At 60.5% G+C, this 21,705-nt stretch carries 21 protein-coding genes; 13 read left to right on the top strand and 8 right to left on the bottom strand.

Features of this window, described 5'->3' with window-relative positions:
• Window positions 1–61 precede the first annotated feature (61 nt).
• Window positions 62–1,063 (bottom strand): sulfate ABC transporter substrate-binding protein, encoded by a 1,002-nt coding sequence (locus I6L40_RS05135; protein ID WP_042030331.1) that lies wholly within the window; start codon window positions 1,061–1,063, stop codon window positions 62–64.
• A gap of 215 nt (window positions 1,064–1,278) precedes the next feature.
• On the opposite strand from I6L40_RS05135, the gene I6L40_RS05130 reads away from it, so the two are divergent.
• From I6L40_RS05130 to I6L40_RS05115, 4 genes are all read left to right on the top strand, one after another.
• Window positions 1,279–2,541, top strand: a complete 1,263-nt coding sequence (locus I6L40_RS05130) for a DUF4010 domain-containing protein (RefSeq protein WP_005343059.1) — start codon at window positions 1,279–1,281, stop codon at window positions 2,539–2,541.
• 86 nt (window positions 2,542–2,627) lie between these two features.
• On the top strand, window positions 2,628–3,218 hold the full coding sequence (locus tag I6L40_RS05125; RefSeq protein WP_216995077.1) for a sugar O-acetyltransferase: 591 nt from the start codon (window positions 2,628–2,630) through the stop codon (window positions 3,216–3,218).
• Entirely contained in the window at window positions 3,215–3,553 is a 339-nt protein-coding gene (locus I6L40_RS05120) for a DUF1294 domain-containing protein (RefSeq protein WP_042030326.1), read from the top strand. The genes I6L40_RS05125 and I6L40_RS05120 overlap by 4 nt, the downstream gene beginning before the upstream one ends.
• Before the next feature lie 114 nt (window positions 3,554–3,667).
• The gene (locus I6L40_RS05115) at window positions 3,668–3,880 is read left to right on the top strand and encodes a hypothetical protein (protein ID WP_041209029.1); all 213 of its coding nucleotides are present in this window, start codon (window positions 3,668–3,670) and stop codon (window positions 3,878–3,880) included.
• 67 nt (window positions 3,881–3,947) lie between these two features.
• Here the strand turns inward: I6L40_RS05115 and yrfG are convergent, their stop codons facing one another.
• Window positions 3,948–4,628 (bottom strand): GMP/IMP nucleotidase, encoded by a 681-nt coding sequence (gene yrfG / locus I6L40_RS05110; RefSeq protein WP_216995076.1) that lies wholly within the window; start codon window positions 4,626–4,628, stop codon window positions 3,948–3,950.
• Between the two features lie 143 nt (window positions 4,629–4,771).
• Here yrfG and nudE point away from each other — a divergent pair, with 143 nt between their 5' ends.
• The 3 genes from nudE (at window position 4,772) to I6L40_RS05095 (ending at window position 7,939) form a co-directional block, all read left to right on the top strand.
• Window positions 4,772–5,380 (top strand): ADP compounds hydrolase NudE, encoded by a 609-nt coding sequence (gene nudE / locus I6L40_RS05105; protein WP_033113990.1) that lies wholly within the window; start codon window positions 4,772–4,774, stop codon window positions 5,378–5,380.
• A gap of 37 nt (window positions 5,381–5,417) precedes the next feature.
• Window positions 5,418–6,230, top strand: a complete 813-nt coding sequence (gene cysQ / locus I6L40_RS05100) for a 3'(2'),5'-bisphosphate nucleotidase CysQ (RefSeq protein WP_069530012.1) — start codon at window positions 5,418–5,420, stop codon at window positions 6,228–6,230.
• 437 nt (window positions 6,231–6,667) lie between these two features.
• The gene (locus tag I6L40_RS05095; protein ID WP_216995075.1) at window positions 6,668–7,939 is read left to right on the top strand and encodes an aromatic amino acid transport family protein; all 1,272 of its coding nucleotides are present in this window, start codon (window positions 6,668–6,670) and stop codon (window positions 7,937–7,939) included.
• 71 nt (window positions 7,940–8,010) lie between these two features.
• On the opposite strand, the gene I6L40_RS05090 is transcribed toward I6L40_RS05095, so the two are convergent.
• The 3 genes from I6L40_RS05090 to metJ all read right to left on the bottom strand — a co-directional run bounded on the left by I6L40_RS05090 (window position 8,011) and on the right by metJ (window position 9,521).
• Entirely contained in the window at window positions 8,011–8,349 is a 339-nt protein-coding gene (locus tag I6L40_RS05090) for a tRNA-binding protein (protein WP_181269286.1), read from the bottom strand.
• An 84-nt stretch (window positions 8,350–8,433) separates the two neighbouring features.
• Window positions 8,434–9,156: an AraC family transcriptional regulator gene (locus tag I6L40_RS05085; RefSeq protein ID WP_216995074.1), complete on the bottom strand. Its 723-nt coding sequence runs from the start codon at window positions 9,154–9,156 to the stop codon at window positions 8,434–8,436.
• 41 nt (window positions 9,157–9,197) lie between these two features.
• Window positions 9,198–9,521, bottom strand: a complete 324-nt coding sequence (gene metJ, locus I6L40_RS05080; RefSeq protein ID WP_005343046.1) for a met regulon transcriptional regulator MetJ — start codon at window positions 9,519–9,521, stop codon at window positions 9,198–9,200.
• Between the two features lie 220 nt (window positions 9,522–9,741).
• Here metJ and metB point away from each other — a divergent pair, with 220 nt between their 5' ends.
• Together metB and I6L40_RS05070 are read left to right on the top strand one after the other, a co-directional pair.
• Window positions 9,742–10,914, top strand: coding sequence for a cystathionine gamma-synthase (metB, locus tag I6L40_RS05075; RefSeq protein ID WP_216995073.1), 1,173 nt, complete (start codon window positions 9,742–9,744; stop codon window positions 10,912–10,914).
• Window positions 10,914–13,370: a bifunctional aspartate kinase/homoserine dehydrogenase II gene (locus I6L40_RS05070; protein WP_041209024.1), complete on the top strand. Its 2,457-nt coding sequence runs from the start codon at window positions 10,914–10,916 to the stop codon at window positions 13,368–13,370. The genes metB and I6L40_RS05070 overlap by 1 nt, the downstream gene beginning before the upstream one ends.
• Window positions 13,371–13,440: 70 nt before the next feature.
• On the opposite strand, the gene I6L40_RS05065 is transcribed toward I6L40_RS05070, so the two are convergent.
• Both I6L40_RS05065 and I6L40_RS05060 read right to left on the bottom strand, forming a co-directional pair.
• A complete protein-coding gene (locus tag I6L40_RS05065; RefSeq protein ID WP_041209023.1) occupies window positions 13,441–14,706 on the bottom strand; it encodes an inorganic phosphate transporter in 1,266 nt (421 codons plus the stop codon).
• 25 nt (window positions 14,707–14,731) lie between these two features.
• Window positions 14,732–15,412 carry a TIGR00153 family protein gene (locus I6L40_RS05060; protein WP_033113984.1) on the bottom strand — a complete coding sequence of 227 codons (681 nt, stop codon included), beginning with the start codon at window positions 15,410–15,412 and terminating at the stop codon, window positions 14,732–14,734.
• 169 nt (window positions 15,413–15,581) lie between these two features.
• On the opposite strand from I6L40_RS05060, the gene I6L40_RS05055 reads away from it, so the two are divergent.
• Window positions 15,582–16,550, top strand: a complete 969-nt coding sequence (locus I6L40_RS05055) for an inorganic triphosphatase (RefSeq protein ID WP_216995072.1) — start codon at window positions 15,582–15,584, stop codon at window positions 16,548–16,550.
• A 56-nt stretch (window positions 16,551–16,606) separates the two neighbouring features.
• On the opposite strand, the gene dapA is transcribed toward I6L40_RS05055, so the two are convergent.
• Window positions 16,607–17,479, bottom strand: a complete 873-nt coding sequence (gene dapA, locus I6L40_RS05050) for a 4-hydroxy-tetrahydrodipicolinate synthase (RefSeq protein WP_216995071.1) — start codon at window positions 17,477–17,479, stop codon at window positions 16,607–16,609.
• Window positions 17,480–17,759: 280 nt separating this feature from the next.
• Here dapA and rsmC point away from each other — a divergent pair, with 280 nt between their 5' ends.
• The 3 genes from rsmC to glgA all read left to right on the top strand — a co-directional run bounded on the left by rsmC (window position 17,760) and on the right by glgA (window position 21,607).
• On the top strand, window positions 17,760–18,788 hold the full coding sequence (gene rsmC, locus I6L40_RS05045) for a 16S rRNA (guanine(1207)-N(2))-methyltransferase RsmC (protein WP_216995070.1): 1,029 nt from the start codon (window positions 17,760–17,762) through the stop codon (window positions 18,786–18,788).
• A gap of 151 nt (window positions 18,789–18,939) precedes the next feature.
• Window positions 18,940–20,157: a glucose-1-phosphate adenylyltransferase gene (glgC, locus tag I6L40_RS05040; RefSeq protein WP_033113980.1), complete on the top strand. Its 1,218-nt coding sequence runs from the start codon at window positions 18,940–18,942 to the stop codon at window positions 20,155–20,157.
• Complete coding sequence (glgA, locus tag I6L40_RS05035) at window positions 20,147–21,607, top strand: glycogen synthase GlgA (RefSeq protein WP_216995069.1); 1,461 nt, start codon at window positions 20,147–20,149, stop codon at window positions 21,605–21,607. The genes glgC and glgA overlap by 11 nt, the downstream gene beginning before the upstream one ends.
• Window positions 21,608–21,705: the final 98 nt, after the last annotated feature.

The following is a 21,705-nucleotide window of genomic DNA, read 5'->3' as shown; positions in this document are numbered from 1 at the left end:
TTGGTGCTCCTATCGGCTGGCACAGGGGCCAGTTCAAAGGGGTTAAACGGCGTTACCTGCCTCAGCCACCGGGTTGGTAGATCTGGTCAAACAGACCGCCCTGTGCGAAGTGCTTCTTCTGGGCTTTATCCCAGTTCCCCTCGATATCCTTGACCGTAAAGAGTGCGAGCTTGGGGAACTGATCTGCGGTCTCTTTCAGGATCGCCGGGTTGCTGGGGCGGTAGTGATACTTGGCGACTATGTGCTGCCCCTCGTCGGAGTAGAGGTAGTCGAGGTAGGCCTTGGCCACCGTTTCGGTGCCGTGCTTCTTGGCGACCTTGTCCACCACCGCGACCGGCGGCTCAGCCAGTATGGAGACCGATGGCACCACCAGCTCGAACTTGTCGCTGGCACCGGGCTGACCAAGTACCAGCAGGGCTTCGTTCTCCCATGCCAGCAGCACATCGCCAAGGCCACGCTCGATAAAGCTGGTGGTGGCACCGCGGGCGCCGGAGTCCAGCACCTTCACGTTCTTGTAGAGATCGCCGACAAACTGTTTGGCCCCCTCTTCATTGCCACTCTTCTTCAGGGCATAACCCCAGGCGGCCAGATAGTTCCAGCGGGCACCGCCGGAGGTCTTGGGATTGGGGGTCACGATGGCCACATCCTTGCGCACCAGGTCGCCCCAATCCTTGATCTGCTTGGGATTACCCTTGCGTACCAGGAAGACGATGGTCGAGGTGTAGGGCGCTGCATTATTGGCCAGACGGTTCTGCCAATCCGCAGCGATAAGACCTTGCTTGGCAACGGCGTTGACGTCGTAGGCAAGCGCCAGCGAGACCACGTCAGCTTCCAGCCCGTCCACTACGGCGCGAGCCTGCTTGCCGGAGCCACCGTGAGACTGGCTCACCACCACATCGTCACCGGTTTTGGCCTTCCACTCCTTGGCAAAGGCGGAGTTGTACTCCTGAAACAGCTCGCGGGTCGGATCGTAGGAGACGTTGAGCAGGTGTACTTCCGCGGCGTAGGCCTGGCCAAAGGCCAGCACGGAGAAGAGGGAGAGAGCGGTCATTCGCAGTTTCATGGTGATACTCCATATCGTTGGGTTGAGAGCAGCATGCCGCGGAGTTGTTATGCCGAGAAGAAAGAAATAACTCTTTGCTTATCTCTTTTGCTCATATCAGGCGACCACACGCCACAAGGAGCCAGACGCAGACTCTGTGAGCCATGCCCCTCTGTGACTTCAAGCGCTGTGCCATCATGGGAACAAGGCAGACAGATGACGAAAAGGAAGTCGTTATGTGGATCAATGCAGAACCCGTCAACGGTGCCTTGGTCTCGCTGGCCATCGGCCTCATCATCGGACTGGAGCGCGGCTGGCAGGTACGCCAACTGGGGGATAACCAGCGCATCGCCGGGATGCGTACCTACGGCCTTATCGGTCTGCTCGGCGGGGTCTGCGGTTTGCTGCTGCCGACCCTGGGCCCCTGGCTGCCGCTGCTCGGCCTGCTGGCGGTGGTGATCGGCTGCGGCCTCTCGGTCTGGCTGGCCCAGCGCTGGCAAGGGGAGTTCGGCCTCACCAGCTCGGTGGCCATGCTGCTCACCTATCTGCTGGGGCTGATGTCGGTACTGCTGAGCCCGAGCGAGGCGGTGGCCTGCGCCGTGCTGGCGGCCCTGCTGATGGGGCTCAAGGGCAAGATCCAGCAGGGGATGCTGTTTCTCAGCGAAACCGAATTCCACGCCACCCTGCGCTTTCTGCTCATCTCGCTGGTACTGCTGCCGGTACTGCCCAACGAGGAGATGGGCCCCCTCGATGCCTTCAACCCCTTCAAGATCTGGCTGATGGTGGTGGTGATCGCCGGCATCTCGTTTTGTGGCCACTTCGCGGTGCGGCTACTCGGCACTCGCGCCGGACTGGTGCTCACCAGCATACTGGCGGGATTGGCCTCCTCCACCGCCCTCACCCTGCAGTTTGCCCGCCTCAACAAGGAACAAGGAGGGCTGGAGCGGCTACTGGCCACCGGCATCCTGCTGGCGGGGGCCACCATGTGGCTGCGGCTGCTGGTACTGGTGCTGCTGATTCACAGCGAACTGGCGATGCGCCTCGCCGCCCCGCTCGTGTTGCTGGCGACCACGGTGTACGGCTTTGCCTTCTGGTTCTGGCGCCAGCGCGAGGAGCTGACTGACGGCCCGGTGCAGCCGGAAACCAGCAACCCGCTCGATCTGGCCACCGCCATCAAGTTCGGCCTGCTGCTGGCGTTGATCGGCTTTATGGCAACTCTGCTGCAAGACAAGGTAGGCAACTCGGGGGTCTATCTGCTGTCGCTGGTGTCGGGGATCACCGACGTGGACGCCATCACCTTGTCGCTCTCCCAGCTCTCCCACAAGGAGCTGGCGCTGGAGGTGGCTGCCCGCGGCATCCTGCTTGCCGGTTTGATCAACTCGCTGGTGAAGGGGTTGCTGGCCCTCGGCATCGGTGGTCGCAGTCTGGGGCTGCGGGTGCTGCTCCCCTACTTCGTCTCGGCCCTGCTGATCCTGCCCCTCGTCTGGCCAGCAGGATGACGGGGATCACCTGCCAGAAGTGACAGACTGACGCCTCTCGCGCTTGTCACGTATACTGCCCCCTCTTGCAGCATGAGGAGGTAGCAATGGCGAGCGACTGGGACAAGGTACTGGCAGGCGGGGCGCTGGATGGCCAGAGCGAGGAGATAGCGAACGACCGGATCCGCGGTCAGGCGCTGCTGGCCCAGCTTAATGGTTCACCTGCAGGCGATGGCCCTCTGCGCCAGCAGATTTGCCGCGAGCTGTTCGGCCACTGCCCCGACTCCTGCTGGATCAGCACGCCCTTCACCTGCGAGTTTGGCCGCAACATCCACATCGGCGAGAAGACCTTCTTCAACTTCAACGTCACCATTCTCGATCTGGGTGAAGTGCATATCGGCAGCCATGTGCTGCTGGCCCCCAACGTGCAGATCTACACCGCCACCCACACCATGAACTATCTGGAACGACGCAACTGGATCGCCTACAACAAGCCGGTACGGATCGGCGATGACTGCTGGATCGGCGGTGGCGCCATCATCTGCCCCGGCGTCACCATAGGGCCGCGCTCCATCATTGGCGCCGGCGCCGTGGTCACCCGCGACATCCCGGCCGACTCGGTGGCGGTGGGCAATCCGGCCAAGGTGATCCGCACCCTCAAGCAGGATGAGGAGCGCTGCTGGGAGCTGGCCCAATGATGGCGCTGGCGCTGCTGCCGCTGGGCTGGACCCTCTGGCTCGGCCTCGACAGCCAGCAGTGGTGGCCACTGGCCGCACTGCTGACCATGAGTCTGCTGACGCTGGCGGCCTACGCCTGGGACAAGCGACAGGCGGTGCGGGGCGAGTGGCGCATTCCCGAATCGAGGCTCCATCTGCTGGAGCTGTGCGGCGGCTGGCCGGGCGCTCTGGTGGCCCGCCAGTGGCTGCGTCACAAGACCCAGAAGCGCAGCTACCGGCTGGTTTTCTGGTTTATCGTGCTGCTGCACCTCACCCTGTGGGCGCTCTGGGTCGCTCGGCCACTCTGGCAGCAATAGCTGTCTGCGTCACAAAGGGACAATTGGCCCCATTGCGGCCGCCCGGCGGCTATGAGAAAACAGAGCAGATCTCATCAGCGTTTTCGCCGTCTATAGACGACAAGGAGTCGTGACATGACCATGTGGACAGGCATAGTCCTGATCGTATTTATCAGCGTATTGTTCGGATATCTCGGCAAGCGGGCCCGCTATCAGATGGGGGATGCCCGCATCACCGACCGCCTCGGCAGGCAGGATATGATCATCAGAGAGTTGCAGGAGCGGATCGCCAATCTGGAGGCGATCGTCATCGAAGAGGAGAAACGGCGCCCATTCCGGGAGCTGTGATCTTTCACCGCCAGGTTTCAGATACAGAGAGGGCTGCATGATGCAGCCCTCTCTTGTTTGAACTGATTCAGATTGCCAGCGGCAGCAACTCGGCATAGTCGCGGATCGCCGGAAAAGCGGTAATGCTCTGCTCCGGCTTGCAGCTATCCGGATTCTGGATCGCCAGCTGATAGCCGATACCGTAGTCGGCGGCAGCCCGCAGGATCCGCTCGCTATCATCCACAAACAGGGTGCGGGCCGGATCGAACGCCAGCCGCTGTGCCAGCGCCTGCCAGCAGTGTTGGCTCTCCTTCGACCAGCCCAGCTCGTGGGTACTCACCATCAGATCCAGATGGTTGCTTAGTCCCAGCTGCGCATCCTTCACCGACAGACTGGCGGGGTGGGCATTGGTGAAAAGCACCAGCTGCTTGCCCGCGGCGCGCAACGCGGCCAGAAAGGGGATGGCGTGGGGACGCCACTGGATCTTCGCCAGCAGCTCCTGCTTGAGGGCACGGATGTCGAGCCCCAGGGTCTCGCTCCAGTAATCCACGCAGTACCAGTTGAGGGTGCCGTTGACGGCGTGATAGTGGACATCGATCTGCGCTTTGGCTTCATCCAGTGGCAGCCCGAGCCGCTCGGCGTAACGCTCCGGCACCAGCTGCTGCCAGAGGTGGTTGTCAAAATGGAGATCGATCAGGGTGCCATCCATATCGAGCAAGACGGTATCTATCTGGTGCCAGGGCAAGGTGTTTGAGCGGGAGTGTGGCATCGGGCCTCTTGATCGCGGATCTCGGAAAACGGGGCGGCAGTATAACGGATTTTTCCTCCCCCTTTCCCCTCCCTGCCCCGTGGTGTTCGGTGTGGGAGTCGTTTACTCTTGAAGCACGATTTTTTAACGAGCCGTCACCCCTGATGAGTGAGCACCACAAAAGCCCCCCCGAACAGATTTCGATCGACCAGCTGGAGCAGGAGAAGAGCAAACCGGAGATCCTCAAGGCCGAGATCGTGGCCGAGAGTCGGCTGTTCAGAGTGGAATCCCTCCACCTCAAATTCTCCAACGGCGAGGAGCGGGTCTACGAGCGGATGCGCGGCGGCAATCGTGGCGCCGTCATGGTGGTGCCGCTGTTCGATGAGCAGACCCTGCTGCTGGTGCGCGAATATGCCGCCGGCACCCACTCCTACGAGCTGGGCTTTCCCAAGGGGCTGATCGACCCGGGCGAAGATGCCTTCGAGGCAGGCAACCGGGAACTGATGGAAGAGGCGGGCTTTGGCGCCAACAACCTGACCCTGCTCAAACAGGTGTCGCTGGCGCCGGGGTACTTCTCCAGCCGGATGGACATTTTGCTGGCGCGGGATCTCTTCCCCGAGCAGCGGATCGGCGACGAACCCGAACCGCTGGAGGTCATCCCCTGGCCACTCAATCGGATCGACGAATTGCTGGCGCGGCCCGACTTCACCGAGTCGCGCAGCATCAGTGCCCTGCTCTTGGCCCAGAAGTGGCTGGCGGAGCAGGCAGAGTAGCCCGCAGACGGGCAGTTAACAGACAGAGGATAACGAGATGCAGGAGTTGTTGGCCTGGGTGCCGGGGGTCAAGGAGATTGCCCGCGAAGCCGGAAGGATCCTTCACGACATCTATCACGGCGGTCAGTTCGAGCGTCAGCTGAAGGAGGATGCGACCCCGGTCACCAGTGCCGATCTTGCTGCCGATGCCTACCTCAAACAGGCGCTCTCGGCGCTCACCCCCCATGTGCCGGTGCTGACCGAAGAGGCGGCCGATATCCCCTTCAGCCAGCGCGCCAACTGGCGACAGTACTGGCTGGTGGACCCCCTCGACGGCACTGGCGAATTTATCGCGGGCAGCGGCGACTTCGCCACCCTGATCGCCCTGGTGCGGGACAATGTGCCGGTGCTCGGGGTCATCTATGCTCCCGAGTCCAACGTGCTCTACTGGGCGGTGCGCGGCTACGGCGCCTTCAAGGAGGTGAATGGCGAGGTGTTGCCCATCAGCGCCATGCACCACGAGCATGACCAGCCTGACTCGCTGGTGGTGGCCATCAGCCGCCGCCAGAAGCTGGAGAAGCTCACCCGCCGCCTCAACCCGGCCATCAACTACGAGCTGATCCCGCTCGGCTCCAGCTCCCTCAAATCCTGTCTGGTGGCGGAAGGGGCGGCCGATTGCTACGTGCGGCTCGGCCCCACCGGCGAGTGGGACACCGCCGCCGCCCAGTGCATCGTCGAGGCGGCCGGTGGCCGCATCCTCAGCCTGGCGTTGCAGCCACTCAGTTACAACGAAACCGAGTCGCTGGAGAACCCTGACTTTATCGTGATGGGAGATCCGGATCTCGCCTGGGGCAACATTCTGGCCCACTAGACGGATTGCGATATCATCATATCAGACAAGCAGGCGGCCCGATGGCCGCCTGCTTTTTCAGGGAATCGCCCCCGAGTGATGACCGGAGCGATCCGCTGGTCAAGGCGCTCTTGAACAGCGTGATACGCTGGCAAAGCGGCAAAATGATAGTGAAACATCACAGTCGGTCGGTGAGAAATGGTGCAATTTTTCACGTAATTCTAAAAACACCTGATTAGCCAAAATAAAAAAACGAGCGCAGATCAAATTTTGGTTTTATATTTCACAAAAACTACCAATATCAGTTTTGTTTCATTCTGTGACCCAGATTCCATTCCCAATCTCGCTGGCTAAACCCCGCAATGGCAGTGATATGTTTCAGTCTCGCTTTTTGAGAATTAAATCCCGATAAACCACAATAAACTCAGATTAAAACACTGACAAAAAGTGAATTAGTAATGAGTTTATCTGTAGAGGCAACCAAGGAGCTATCCGGTTCCTGCTCCACCACTGCCTGCATCACCCGCTGGCGCCGTCACGACACCCACTGGGTTATCAGCCTGTTTGGCACCGCCGTTGGCGCCGGTATCCTGTTCCTGCCCATCAATCTGGGTCTGGGCGGCATCTGGCCTCTCGTCATCGTCGCGGTACTGGCAGGCCCCATGACCTTCCTCGCCCACCGCGGGCTGGCGCGCTTCGTGCTCTCCTCGTCACGCCCCCACGCCGACTTCACCGAAGTCGCGGAGGAGCATTTCGGCAAAATGGCCGGTCGCCTCATCTCGGCGCTCTACTTCCTCTCCATCTTCCCGATCCTGCTCATCTACGGGGTCGGACTGACCAACACGGTGGAGAGCTTTATGGTCAACCAGCTCGGCATGGCGACCCCGGATCGGGTGATGCTCTCAGGCGTGCTGGTATTCGCCATGATCGCCGTGATGCTGGCGGGTGAGAAAGCGATGCTGCGCGCCTTCGCCTTTATGGTCTATCCGCTAGCGGCCATTCTGGCGGCCCTCTCCTGCTACCTGATCCCTCAGTGGCAATGGCCGGAAGTGACGGCGTTTGAAGGGGTCAGCTTCCTCAACACCGTCTGGCTGGCGCTGCCGGTCACCGTGTTCGCCTTCAGCCACGCCGCCGCCATCTCCGGTTTTGCCAACGTGCAGCGCCGTGAATATGGCGAGCAGGCGGAAGCCAAGAGCGGCCTGATCCTGCGCAACACCACAGTGATGCTGGTGGGCTTCGTGCTGTTCTTCGTCTTCTCCTGCGTGCTGAGCCTCTCGCCAGCCCAGCTGGCCGAAGCCAAGGCCCAGAACGTCTCTGTGCTCTCCTATCTCGCCAACATCACCGATAACCCGGTGATCGTGACTCTGGGGCCGCTCATCGCCTTTATCGCCATCAGCTCCTCCTTCCTCGGCCACTTCCTCGGTGCCCGCGAAAGCCTGAAAAGCCTGATCGCCAAGCCCACCGGCCTGCCGCTGGCCAAGGCAGACAAGCTGGGCATCGCCCTGATGTTCTTCTCTATCTGGGGTGCCGCCGTCATCAACCCGGGCATTCTGGGGCTGATGGAGACCCTCTCCGGCCCGGTCATCGCCATGATCCTGTTTATCATGCCGGTGATTGCCATCTACAAGGTGGAGGCGCTGGCCCGCTTCCGTCACGGCTGGACCAACGGCTTTATCCTGCTGACCGGCTCGCTGGCGGTATCGGCGCTGATCTTCAGCCTGTTGAAGTAGCGACTCACAGCAGATAACAAAAAGAGAGGCGACCCCGGGGTCGCCTCTCTTCTCTCTGTTCGGGTGTGAGCTCAGCCCAGCCTGGCGCCGTTCTCCACCGCCTGCTCGGGGATGGCCATCACTACGGCGCCATCCGGCCGGTAGAAACCGGTCAGCAGAAACTCCGACTGAAACGGGCCGATCTGCTTGGTCGGGAAGTTGACTACGGCGATGATCTGGCGGCCCACCAGCTGCTCTGGCTGGTAGAGGGCGGTGATCTGGGCGCTGCTCTTGCGAATCCCCAGTTCAGGGCCAAAATCCGCCCACACCTTGTAGGCCGCTTTGCGCGCCTCGGGGAACGGCTCGACCCGCACCAGGGTGCCCACCCTCAGCTCCACCATCTCGAAATCCTGCCAGCTAATCGTCTCCATTTCGGCTCCTGTTTATCGTGCACCTTGCATGACCCGCAGCATGGCCCAAAGAGAGCATCCCGTCTTCGGCAATCAGCCGTTTCGTTACGGCTGGTGGCCGTTTTGCTGGCGCCAGAGGGACGGAGTGAGCCCGGTCTCACTCAGGAAGCGCTCGCTGAAGGCCCCCTGATTCTGGTAACCGCAGCGGCTGGCAATCTCGCCAACGGGCAGTTGCGTACCGGCAAGCAGGGTACGCGCCAGCGCCATGCGTCGACTGCGAATGTAGTGGGAGACGCTCACCCCCAGCTGCTGGCGAAAGGCGAGCTTGAACTGGCTCTGGCCAAGACAGGCGATGGCGGCGAGTTGCTGATTGGTCAGCGGGGCAGCGAGGTTGGCATCGATATGGCGTTGCACCTTGAGGATGCGGGCGGCAAGGCGTGGAATGGCTGCGCTCTGCATCCCCTGCCCTTCCGCCAGCAGGGAGAGCCACACCTGCTCCATGCCCGCCACCTGCCGCCCCTCGGCCACCATGCGGTGCAGAAAAGCGAGGTAGTGACGCTGAGGTTCATCCAGCTCGATAAAGGGGCGGGCCGCCAGATCACCGGGCAGCCAGTCGCTCTCCTGCACCAGAAACGCAAGCACCGGATCGGCGGCGTAGTCGTGCCGCTCGCCGGGAGCGATGACGCAGGCAGAACCGGGGGCAAGCCGACGCCCATGGCCCTGTACCTCGATCTCGAGGGGGCCGTCGAGGGGGATCACCAGCTGGGCAAAGTCGTGGCTATGGCTGCAGACGTGGTGGTGATAGTGGCGCAGGCTGAAACGGGACATGGCAGATAGCAATGACGCGGCCAGGGCCGCGTCATTGGGAGTTATTCCTTGTCGAAATCTTCAATCTCTTTGCCCAGCGCTTCCATGATGGCGCGCGCTTCGGCAGGGACGCTGTCCGGATGATCCTTGCGCAAGTCTTCGTCGCAAGGGAGCGGCTGGCCGGTGAAAGCGTGCAGGAAGGCTTCACAGAGCAGCTCGCTGTTGGTCGCATGACGCAGGTTGTTCACCTGACGGCGGGTGCGCTCATCGGTCAACACTTTCAACACCTTGAGCGGGATCGAGACGGTAATCTTCTTGACCTGTTCGCTCTTCTTACCGTGTTCCGCGTAGGGGCTGACGTAGTCGCCGTTCCACTCTGTTCCCATGACTCACCTGTTCTCATTTAGCCGTGAGCGCGGATTTTAACCCTTAAGGAAATTAATGGCAATCCAACAGCAAAGCCATTTAGACGTCTGGAAGTGTTGACGGCCTTTTTAAGCTGGCGTAGTGTGGTTCATCATGATGCCAGCATTGGCACGATTGCGTGTGGCAAAAGCAGCGTGGCAGGAAGAGCGGCCACCGTCCAGAGAGATCAAGGAGAGAAACATGACCCACAAGGCCACCCTGGCGGTTCGCACCGGGATTGAGACAGACCAGCAACACGGTGCAGTGGTGCCGCCTATCTACCTCTCCAGCAACTACACCTTTGCCGACTTTGGCGAACCCCGTCAATACGATTATGCCCGCTCCGGCAACCCGACCCGCACCAATCTGGCTGACGCGCTGGTGGCACTGGAAGGGGGCGCCGGTGCCGTGGTCACCGGCACCGGCATGGGCGCTATCCATCTGGTCACCACAGCCCTGCTCAAGGCGGGGGATCTGCTGATCGCCCCTCACGACTGCTACGGCGGCACCTGGCGCCTGTTCGAGTATCTGGCGGCCAAGGGCCACTACCGGGTGCAGTTTGTCGATCAGGGGGATGAGGCCGCACTGGCCGCCGCGCTGGCCCAGAAGCCCGCGCTGGTATGGGTCGAGACACCCTCCAACCCGCTGCTGCGGGTGGTGGATATCAGCGCCATTGCCAGTGCAGCTCATGAGGTGGGTGCACAGGTAGTGGTGGACAACACCTTCCTCTCCCCCCTGCTGCAACAGCCGCTGGCCCTCGGTGCCGATGTGGTGGTGCACTCCACCACCAAGTACATCAACGGTCACTCAGACGTGGTGGGCGGAGTGGCGATTGCCAAGGAGGCCGCACTGGCCGAGTCGCTGGTGTGGTGGGCCAACTGTCTGGGGCTCACCTCCGGGGCGTTCGACTCCTACCTCACCCTGCGCGGCCTGCGCACTCTGGCCCCCAGATTGCGCACCCATCAGGAGAACACCGATCGCATCCTCGCCTTCCTGCAACAGCAGCCGCTGGTGAAACGCATCTATCACCCCAGCCTGCCGAGCCATCCGGGCCACGATATTGCGCGCCGTCAACAGTCCGGCTTCGGCGCCATGCTAAGTTTTGAACTCGATTGCAGCGAGGCGGGCATTCGCGCCTTCCTTGCGGCCCTCACCCTCTTCTCGGTAGCCGAGTCCCTCGGCGGGGTGGAGAGTCTGGTGGCCCATCCGGCCAGCATGACCCACAGGGCCATGACCCCGGCGGCGCAGCAGGCAGCTGGCATAAGCGCCCAGCTGCTGCGTCTGTCGGTCGGTATTGAACACGGTGAAGATCTGGTGGCCGATCTGGCACAGGCTTTTGCACAGGCGCAGCAGGCAGAACAGGTAGCGAAGTAATGGAACAGCAGCAACAAGGAGAGATCGCGGTGGCAACAGAAGCAGGCTTGAAGCGACGTCACGTCCACAAATTCGGTGGCAGCAGTCTGGCGGATCCGGTCTGTTATCGCCGGGTCGCCAGCATCGTTGAACAACAGGTGGGTGGGGATGAACTGATCGTGGTCTCTGCCGCCGGCAAGACCACCAACCGGCTGATCCAGCTGGTGGAGCTGGCCGAAGCGGGGGATGAAGCAGCTGGTGAAGCCATCTCCGCCCTCCACGCCTATCAACAGGGGCTGATCGACGGCCTGCTGGAAGGCGAGTTGCAGCTCGACCTGAGCAAGCAGCTGGCCGACGACATGCAGCTCATCGCCAAGACGCTTGAGGGGCAGTTTGACCGCTTTGCCCGCAACGGCCTGCTCGCCTTTGGCGAGGTATGGTCGGCGCGCCTGCTGGCTGCCCTGCTCACCAGCCGCGGCGACAAGGCCATCTGGCTCGATGCCCGCAGCTTCCTGCGCGCCGAGGATGGCGCTCTGGTCAAGGTGGATACTGCGCTCTCCAGCGAACTGCTCAAGGCGCGACTGGCGGAGCATGCCGGTCGTATCGTGGTAACCGGCTTTATCGCTGCCGACATGGAAGGCCGCTCACTGCTGCTCGGTCGCAACGGTTCCGACTACAGCGCCAGCCTGTTGGCGCTGCTGGCGGACGGCGAATCCACCACCATCTGGAGCGACGTGGCCGGGGTCTACAGCGCCGACCCGCGCCGGGTGAAGGAGGCGCGTCTGCTGGAGCGCCTGAGCCTCGCCGAAGCCAACGAGCTGGCCCGCCTCGGCTCCTCGGTCTTGCACTCCCGTACTCTGCAACCGGTGGCTGACAGTCGTCAGCGCCTCACCCTGCGCTGCAGCTACAACCCTGACGAGGGCTGCACCCACATCCTGCGCCGCGCCCCCCGCTCCGGCGGTGCTCGCATCGTCTCCTCGGTGGATCAGATCGCCCTCATCGAGCTGAAGGTGCTGCCACAGACCAACTATGAGCAGACGGTGGCCACCATCGAGGCCCATCTGGCCCGTCACCGTCTCAATCCGCTCACTCTTCAGCGCCAGCCGGATCGCAGGGTGCTGCGCCTCGCCTATACCCTTGAGGTAGCGCAGGGGGCTTTCGAGCTACTGCGCGACTTTCAGCTGCAAGGGAGCTTCACCGGCCTCATCCAGAAGGAGGGGTACAGTCTGGTAGCGCTGGTGGGGGCCGGCGTCACCGACAATGCCGAGCAGTGCCACCGCTTCTACCAGCTGCTGGCGGATCAGCCGCTGGAGTTCGTCCAGGTGGCCAAAGATGGCCTGAGTCTGGTGGCCGTGCTGCGTCAGGTGGTACTGGAACCCCTGCTCATCGCCATGCACAGCGCCCTGTTCAGCCGCCCCAATCGGGTCGGACTGGTGGTGTTCGGCAAGGGCAATATCGGCGGCCACTGGCTGAGCCTCTATGCCCGCGAAAAGGCGCGCCTCGAACATGAACTCAATCTGGCGCTCACCCTCTACGGCGTGTTCAGCTCTGAAGGGGGCCTGCTCGATGAAGAGGGACTGGATCCGCTCAAGGTGCAGGACAACTTTGCCCCCAAAGCGCTGATCTGGCCCGAACTGCTGGCCCAGCTGGAGCAACACAGCTTCGACACCCTGATCGCCATCGATTTGACCGCCAGCGAAACGGTGAGCCGCTACTACCCCGACTTCGCCCAGCTCGGCATTCACATCATCGCCGCCAACAAGTTTGCCGGGGCCGCCGACAGCGAGTTCTACCAGCGCATCAAGCAGACCTGCCGCGACCATCAGGTGCAGTGGCGCTACAACGCCACCGTGGGTGCCGGGTTGCCAATCCAGTCCAGCATCCAGATGCTGCGCCAGAGCGGCGACCGTATTCAGGGGGTCTCCGGCATCTTCTCCGGCACCCTCTCCTGGCTGTTCCAGCAGTATGACGGCACCCGCCCCTTCTCCGAGCTGGTGGATGAGGCGTGGCAGCACGGTCTGACCGAACCGGATCCCCGCGAGGATCTCTCCGGTCAGGATGTGCGTCGCAAGCTGCTCATTCTAGCGCGGGAGGCGGGCTTCGAGCTCGACTCCGCCGATATCGAGCTCGAGAATCTGGTGCCCGTCCCGCTGCGCAAGGTGAGCACAGATCAGTTCATGGACAGGCTGAAAGAGCTGGATGGCCCGATCCAGACCGCCTTCGAAGGGGCCAAACGGCTTGGCAAAGTGCTGCGTTACGTTGCCCGCTTCGAGCATGACGGCAAGGCACGAGTCGGGCTGGAAGCACTGGAACCCCACCACCCGTTTGCCAACCTCTTGCCGTGCGACAACATTTTCGCCATCGAGAGCGACAGCTACCGCACCAACCCGCTGGTGATTCAGGGGCCGGGGGCTGGTCGCGAAGTGACGGCCGCCGCAATCCAGTACGACCTCTGGCAAATCTGCGCGTCGCTCTAAGCGCAGGAAATAGCGGCAATAAAAAAGCCCGAGTCGATGACTCGGGCTTTTTGTTGCTGAACGCAGCTTCTTAGGAGAAGCAGGCCTGCAGCACGTAGAAGATACCGATGGCCAGAATGGCACCTGCCGGCAGGGTGATGACCCAGGAGACCACGATGTTGCGCAGCACACCCAGGTTCAGCGCCGCGATACCGCGCGCCAGACCCACGCCCATGACCGCACCAACCAGAGTCTGGGTGGTGGAGATGGGCAGACCGGTGCCGGAGGCGATTACCACGGTAGCGGCAGTGGCCAGCTGGGCGGCGAAACCACGGCTCGGGGTCAGGTGAGTGATGCCGGTGCCGACTGTCGCCATCACCTTCTCGCCCATGGTGGCCAGACCGATCACGATACCGATCCCGCCGAGCGGCAGGATCCACCAGGCAATGGCTGCCTGACCGGAAATCTCGCCACCGGAAGCCACGATAGAAGCCACCGCAGAGAGCGGGCCGATGGCATTGGCCACATCGTTGGAACCGTGGGCAAACGCCATGGCACAGGCGGTAATGACCATCAGGATGCCGAACACCTTCTCCACGTTGGCGAAGTGCATCTTGCTGTCATCCTGCGGGTTGTACTTCTGACCGCGAATATAGATCCAGCCGGCAAACGCTACGGCGATGGAGATGGCCACGGAAAGCATGACGCCTTCGCCATCGGTCAGGTGCAGACCAACGTGAGTCAGACCCTTCTTGATGGTTACCAGGCAGATGACCAGCGAGGTCAGGAACATGTAGAAGGGGACGTAGCGCTTGGCGTTGTTCAGGGGATCATCGGTGTTGAAGATGAGCTTCTGCACGCTGATGAACATGAAGTAGGCGATGACACCGGAGATGGCGGGGGTGATGACCCAGGAGCCGACGATGCCGCCAAACTTGTTCCACTGCACCGCTTCCGGGCCAATGCTCACCACGGCGAAACCGACGATGGCGCCGATGATGGAGTGAGTGGTGGAGACAGGCCAGCCGAAGTAGGAGGCGAGGATCAACCAGGCACCGGCAGCCAGCAGGGAGGCGATCATGCCGAGCACCAGCAGATCCGGGCTATCGACAAAGGCATTGCTGTCGATGATACCGCTACGGATGGTGGCGGTTACTTCACCACCGGCCAGATAGGCACCGGCAAATTCGAAGATCATGGCGATGATAATCGCCTGACGAATGGTCAGGGATTTGGTACCGACCGATGTGCCCATGGCGTTGGCTACGTCATTCGCGCCAATGCCCCAGGCCATCAAAAAGCCGAACAAGGCCGCCACGAGCACCAGAGTGGTGCCGTAATTCGCAATAATGTCCATTGATAGTGTTTACCCAGTCAGTCGATTACGAACGAGCCAGCATCAGCTCAAGACGGGCGCCTACGCGCTCGGCCTGATCAGCCAGGTCACCTACCCATTCGAGGATCTTGTAGAGGAACATCACGTCGATCGGGTTGTAGTTCTGCTCAACCGCTTGCAGCTGTTGGCGCAGACCGATCTGCATGGTGTCTGTATCGTCCTCGATCAGATCCAGCTGGTGGATCATCTCGGCAACCATTTCCACTTCCCGTCCTTTGAAGCCGGTCTCGAGCAGCTCGTCGAGCTCCCCGATCGCTTTCTCGGCCTGAGCGGTCGCATCAATACAACGTTTGAGGTAAGCCATGAAGCCTTCCCGCATTTCGGAAGGGAACTCCATGCGACGACCAAGCATGCGGCCGGAGATATCCTTGGCACGGTTGGCAATCTTGTCTTGCTGGGTCAACAACTCCAGCAGGTCGGTGCGTGCAACCGGCAGGAACAGACCGCGGGGCAGTTTCAGACGAATTTCACGCTTGAGGATATCCGCCTCTTTTTCCAGCTGGGAGATCTGTTGCCGGATCTTCTCGGCATCTTCCCAACGGTCTTCAGCAACGGCATCAAAGAAGGGAACCAGCTGCTGGGAGCACTGGTGAACCTTGACGATATGCTTCTGCAGCGGCTTGATGGGGGACTTGGCAAAAAGCCCCAAAATAGTATTTACTGGCATGGCCAAACCTGTGTCGGTGAAAAAACACTCGATACGATTTTATGAGGCGCGCATGTTAACCGAACTGCGCCCTCAATTAAACCGCGAATTAATCTAGTCGTTTCGCGGGCATTATATCCCCGCGACCCGATTCCTGCCCCCCAAAGTTGCCTGCCAGCCCGGAATGAGTATGCAAACTGAGATCGAGATAAAGTTTTTTGTCGCCCGCGACATTGCGGCAGATTTATCCAACCTGTTGAATTCTTTTGAGATTAAAGAATCATCACAACAGCAGCTCGGCAACGTCTATTTCGACACGCCGACCCTCGACCTGCGTCGTCTGGACATGGGGCTGCGCATTCGCCGCTGCGACGCCTACGCCGAACAGACCATCAAATGCCGCGGCCAGGCGGTGGGTGGCCTGCATGCCAGACCCGAATACAATGCGCCTATTGGTGGCGATCTGCCGACATTGAGCGCCTTTCCCGCAGAAATCTGGCCAGATGTGACAGAACGTGACCGCATCCAGCAGCAGCTGGTCGCACAATTCAGTACCGACTTCCTGCGCCGCCACTGGCTCATCACCTTAGAGGGTGCCGAGATCGAGCTGGCCTGGGATCAGGGGGAGATAGTCGGCAGTCAGGGGCGCACAGCGATCAACGAGCTGGAACTGGAGCTCAAGTCGGGCGATACCACAGCGCTGTTTGCACTGGCGCAGCGCCTCGCCCGGCTGGGTGGAGTGCGTCTGGGGGCGCAATCCAAGGCACAGCGCGGTTATCGACTCGCTGGGCTCGGCAAGCCGCTGGCCCTGCAATCTCTGGCCACCAGCGAAGCCATGGATGTGGCAACCGCCATCGCCGCAGGCCTGAGTCACTGGCAGCATCACGAGCAGCTCTGGCTGGAAAATCAGCAGAATGAAACCATTCGACAGCAAGCATTCGCCGCCCTGTGTGAAGGGATTGCGCTGATTGAACGTCGGGCGGCCGAGCTGACGCAGCCGACCCTTTGGGGTTCAGAGCTGGCAAGCCTGCTGGCACATCTGCAAGCCGCGCCGGTCTCTGATCGGCAGTGGCCCGCCGAGCTGGGCAACCTCTTCCTCTCAGCGGATTATGTCGCACTGCAGCTGGCTATCGCCGACTGGCTGCACAGCGCACGCTGAGCGGCCCATCTGATACAGAAAACAAAACGGGTGAGCCTTGGCTCACCCGTTTTGCATTACAGCAGGTTGAGCTGCTGCATGGCGCTGCGAATGCGCTCGCGAGTCGCCTCCGACAGTGGCATCACCGGCAGGCGGCACTCTTCGCTGCAGAAACCGAGCAGGGAAGCGGCATATTTGGCACCAGCCGGGCTCGGCTCGGCAAACATCGCCTGATGAAGCGGAATCAGCTGGTCTTGCAGTTCACGCGCCTCTTGCCAATTGCCAGCCAGCGCCAGATTTTGCACCTCGGCCACCAGCTTGGGAGCCACGTTGGCAGTCACCGAGATACAGCCCTGACCACCGCCGATGTTGTAGGCCACGGCAGTGGCATCCTCACCGGAGAGCCAGGCAAAGGGCTTTTTGATCAGCTGGCGCTCGGTCCAGGGGCGCGCCAGATCGCCAGTGGCGTCTTTCACCCCGGCAATCCGTGGCAGTTCGGCCAGACGTGCCAGAGTGGCGGGCTGCACATCGACAATGGCGCGCGGCGGGATGTTGTAGACGATGATGGGTTTGCTGGTAGCGTCGTGCACTGCCTTGAAGTGGTGGTAGAGCCCCTCCTGATTGGGGCGGTTGTAGTAACCGGCCACATGCAGGGTGGCATCTGCACCGACCCGCTCGGCATACTGGGTATATTCGATCGCCTCGACCGGATTGTTGGAGCCCGCCCCGGCAATTACCGGAATGCGACCAGCGACCTGTTTGACTACCAGCTCCACCACCCGGCAGTGCTCGTCGTGGGTCAGGGTCGGGCTCTCACCCGTAGTGCCCACCGGCACAATGCCGTGAGTACCCTGCTCGATATGCCACTCCACCAGACGCAGCAGCGCCTCTTCATCCAGCTTTCCCTGTCGAAACGGGGTAATCAACGCAACGATTGAACCTTGAAACATGGGATCTCCTTCTCCGGTTTGACACTCATATGGCAATAAAAAACCCCGGTTCGATGTGCGCAACCGGGGTTTGAATCTTCTCAGGGATGAGAGGTTACGCGCGAACGTCAGCAGGCCCGAATTTCAGGCTTTTTTTATGCTTTCGTTTCAACCCGTTGAACCGCATTGACTCATCTCTGCTCAAAAAATGGTGTCTGGGCATATTTCGGGAACACGGCATAAATGTCAAGGCGAAAGGGGCTATGTATAATGGCCGCCCAAAATTGCGTGGAGAGACCCGATGAGCAGCCCAATCAGTGCCGTCAGCCAGATGCTGGAACGAAACCAAGCCCTCTTTGTCGGCAAGCGGCTACTTGTCTGTGGCGCACTGGAGGATGACTACCCTCGCCAGCTGGCCACTCTGACCCAAACCCTGACCGTCTTTACCACCGATTACTGCTACTACCGCAGCCAGCAGGCGGCCCTCGGCGAGGCTATCCTGTTCGACCACCAACTCGGTGGCGCCCCCCGCTTCGATGCCCTGTTGCTGCTGATGCCCAAGGCGAAAGCCGAGGCACAATATCTGCTGGCCATGATGACCCCCCTGCTGGAGGCTGGCGCCGACCTGTTCCTCGCTGGCGAAAACCGTGGCGGCATCAATGGCGCAGACAAGCTGCTGGCCCCCTATGGCGACAAACCGATCAAGCGCGATTCGGCGCGCCGCTGCTCTCTCTATCATGGCGAACTGAGCAAACCGGTCGCCCCGTTCGATCTGGATAGCTGGTTTGGCCGCTATCAGTGCAAGGCGGGTGATACCGAGCTGACCGTGCTGGCGCTGCCCGGCGTTTTCAGCGCCGCCGAGCTGGACCTCGGCACCCAGATGTTGCTGGCCACCGTGCCGGCCATGAAGGGTTCACTGCTCGATTTTGGTTGCGGTGCCGGGGTAATTGGCTCCGTGCTGGCCAAGCGCAATCCCGAGCTCAAGGTCACCATGGTGGACATCAATGCGCTGGCGCTGGAGTCAAGCCGCCGCACCTTGGCTATCAACGATCTGCAAGGGGAGGTTCATGCCTCTGACGTCTACTCCGACATTACGGGAAGCTTTGATCAGATTGTCTCCAATCCCCCTTTCCATGCCGGGCTCAAGACCTTCTATGCGGCGACCGAAACCTTCCTCGCCAGGGCGCCTGAATTTTTGCGTCCCCATGGCAGCCTGACCATAGTTGCCAACGCATTCCTGCGCTATCAGCCTATACTGGAAGCACACTTCAAACGGACGGAAGTGAGCAACAGCGATGCCAAATTCAAGGTCTATCTGAGCAAAGTGTAAATAAGTGTAAGCAGTACAATAAAACCGCTAGAGAGCGCCATCCGGAATCTGATAAGGTACTAGAAGCACAGCAAAAACACCCCTTTAGGGGTGTTTTTATGCCGAAGGTTGAAAACCTTTTCATACATGTTTATTCAGGGAGAGAAATACGATGGCTGGCATTTTGACCATGATCCTGGCCGGAGGTGAAGGTACTCGCCTGCAGCCTTTGACAACCACCCGCAGCAAGCCGTCGGTACCCTTTGGTGGCAGCTACCGGCTAATCGACTTTGTCCTCAACAATTTCGTCAACGCAGACTTTCTGCGCATCTACGTCCTCACCCAGTTCAAATCCCAGTCCCTCTATCTGCACATGAAAAAGGGCTGGAATATCGTCGGCATCACTGACCGCTTTATCGATCCCATTCCGGCCCAGATGCGGATGGGCAAGCGCTGGTATGACGGCACCGCCGACGCCATCTATCAGAACCTCGGCTTTATTGAGCGGGCCGAACCGGATCATGTCTGCATTTTCGGCTCCGACCACATCTACAAGATGGATGTGAGCCAGATGGTGAGCTTCCACAAGCAGAAGAATGCCGCCATGACAGTCGCTGCCCTGCGCATGCCGATTGCAGAAGCCAGCTCGTTCGGGGTGATCGAGGTGGACGCCGAAGGGCGGATGATCGGCTTTCAGGAGAAACCGAAACAGCCGAAACACATTCCCGGTGATCCCACCCAGGCCCTAGTCTCCATGGGCAACTACATCTTCGAGACCGAAGCGCTCTGCCGCGAGTTGAAGCGGGATGCCGCAGAGGAGAACTCCAGCCATGACTTTGGCAAGGATGTGATCCCCAGCCTCTACCCAAGGGCGCCGGTCTATGTCTACGACTACAGCACCAACGTGATCCCGGGCGAAAAACCCAACGTCTACTGGCGCGATGTGGGAACCCTGGACTCCTACTGGCAGGCGCACATGGATTTGGTGGCCGACAACCCTCTCTTCTCTCTCTACAACCGCAAGTGGCCGCTGCACACCCACTATCCGGCCCTGCCGCCAGCCACCTTCATCGACAGTGACGAGTGCAAGGTGAAGATCGCCAACTCGCTCATCTCCGCCGGTTGCTTCATTCAGGGCAGCCAGATCCAGCGCTCCATCCTCGGTTTTCGCTGCAACATCGGCGCCTGCAGCCACATCAGCGAGTCCGTCCTGCTGGGGGATGTGAAGATTGGTGAAGGGTGCTCCATCCGGCGCGCCATCATTGATAAAAACGTTGAAATTGCGCCAGGCACCGTTATCGGTGAAAATCTCGACCACGATAGAGAACGATTTACCGTATCCGAAGGCGGTATCGTGGTGGTACCTAAGGGAGCAAGAGTTGGCTATTAACCCACTGAAAATCCTGTTTGTTGCCTCGGAGGTCGAGGGGCTGGTCAAGACTGGTGGCCTGGCGGATGTCGCCAGAGCGCTGCCAATGTATCTGGCCCAGAAGGGGCATGATGTCAGGATCATGCTCCCCTTCTACAAGACGATAAAACACCGGGATGAGGCCAAACTGGTGGCATCGCGCTGGCTGCCCACCCACCCGGGTCTGCCGGATATCGGTTATCGCATTTACCAGATGGAGCTGGATGGTGTTTGCATCTATCTCATCGACTGCCCGCAATATTTCGACCGCCCCCAGCTTTATGCTGAAAACAATCAGGCTTATCCGGACAACGGCGAGCGCTTTGCCTTCTTCTCGGCAGCAGCTCTCCATGCCTGTGAGCAACTTGGTTTCGCCCCGGACATCGCCCACTGCAACGACTGGCACACCGGCTTGTTGCCACTGCTGTTGAAAACCCGCCATGCCCATAACCCCTTCTTCCAGCAGACTCGCAGCGTGATCAGTATTCACAATGCGGCGTTTCAGGGGGTATTCGGGCGGGAGCAGTTCTGGGCCATGCCCGAGATCGCCGACTACGAGCGCCGCATCAACTACGACTACGGTCATGTCAACCTGCTCAAGTGCGGGGTTCTGTATGCTGACAAGATCAATGCGGTCAGCCCCAACTATGCCCAGGAGCTGCTGACTCACCTTGGTGCCCACGGCATGGCACACATCTTCCAGCAACGGGCTGCCGACCTTTGCGGCATCCTCAATGGCTGCGACTACAAGGACTGGGATCCCGAATTCGACGAACTCCTGCCCGCAACCTATAGCGTCGACAATCTGACCGGCAAACAGGTCTGCAAAGAGAGCCTGCAACAAGAGGTTGGTCTGCCAGTCGCAAACCTGCCTATCTATGGCATGGTATGCCGCCTGACCGAGCAGAAGGGTGTCCCCCTGCTGATCCCGGCGCTGGAGAAATTTCTCCACCATCAGGTACAAGTGGTGATCGTCGGCTCTGGCGATCCTGCGCTCGCCACGCAACTGCAAACCATGGCCCGGGATTACCCGGACAAACTCGCCTTCATCAATGCCTATGATGACCGACTGGCCCATCTGGTTGAAGCCGGAGCAGACTTCTTCCTGATGCCCTCTCTGTTCGAGCCTTGTGGACTCAACCAGATGTACAGCCTGGCCTATGGCACCCTGCCGCTGGTGCGCGCCGTTGGTGGACTGAAAGATACCGTGGTCGACTGGGATACCGACCCCGAGCATGCCACCGGCTTCTGCTTCAATGACCCGACCGCCGCAATTTTGCTCGATACCATGCGCCGCAGCCTGCTCTACTTCCTGCAAGACAAGGAGAAATTTGCCAAGGTGCAGCGCAACGCCATGAACACCCGCTTCAACTGGCCCGACTCGGTCACCCAGTACGAGCAGATGTATCTGAGCGCACTGGGCCGTTACTGAGCTAGCTACTCGGGCAGATTGCTGAAGTTTTGTCCCTTTGGCATGTCTTTAAGCGTCAACAGCGAAAAAAGTCCCCTTTGGCTGTTGACGCCCCCCCA

The organism is Aeromonas sp. FDAARGOS 1410 (assembly GCF_019048745.1).
In the GTDB taxonomy this organism is placed as follows: domain Bacteria; phylum Pseudomonadota; class Gammaproteobacteria; order Enterobacterales; family Aeromonadaceae; genus Aeromonas; species Aeromonas jandaei.
Note: the sequence above shows the minus strand (reverse complement) of the source record. Positions and strands in the feature narration are given on the sequence as shown.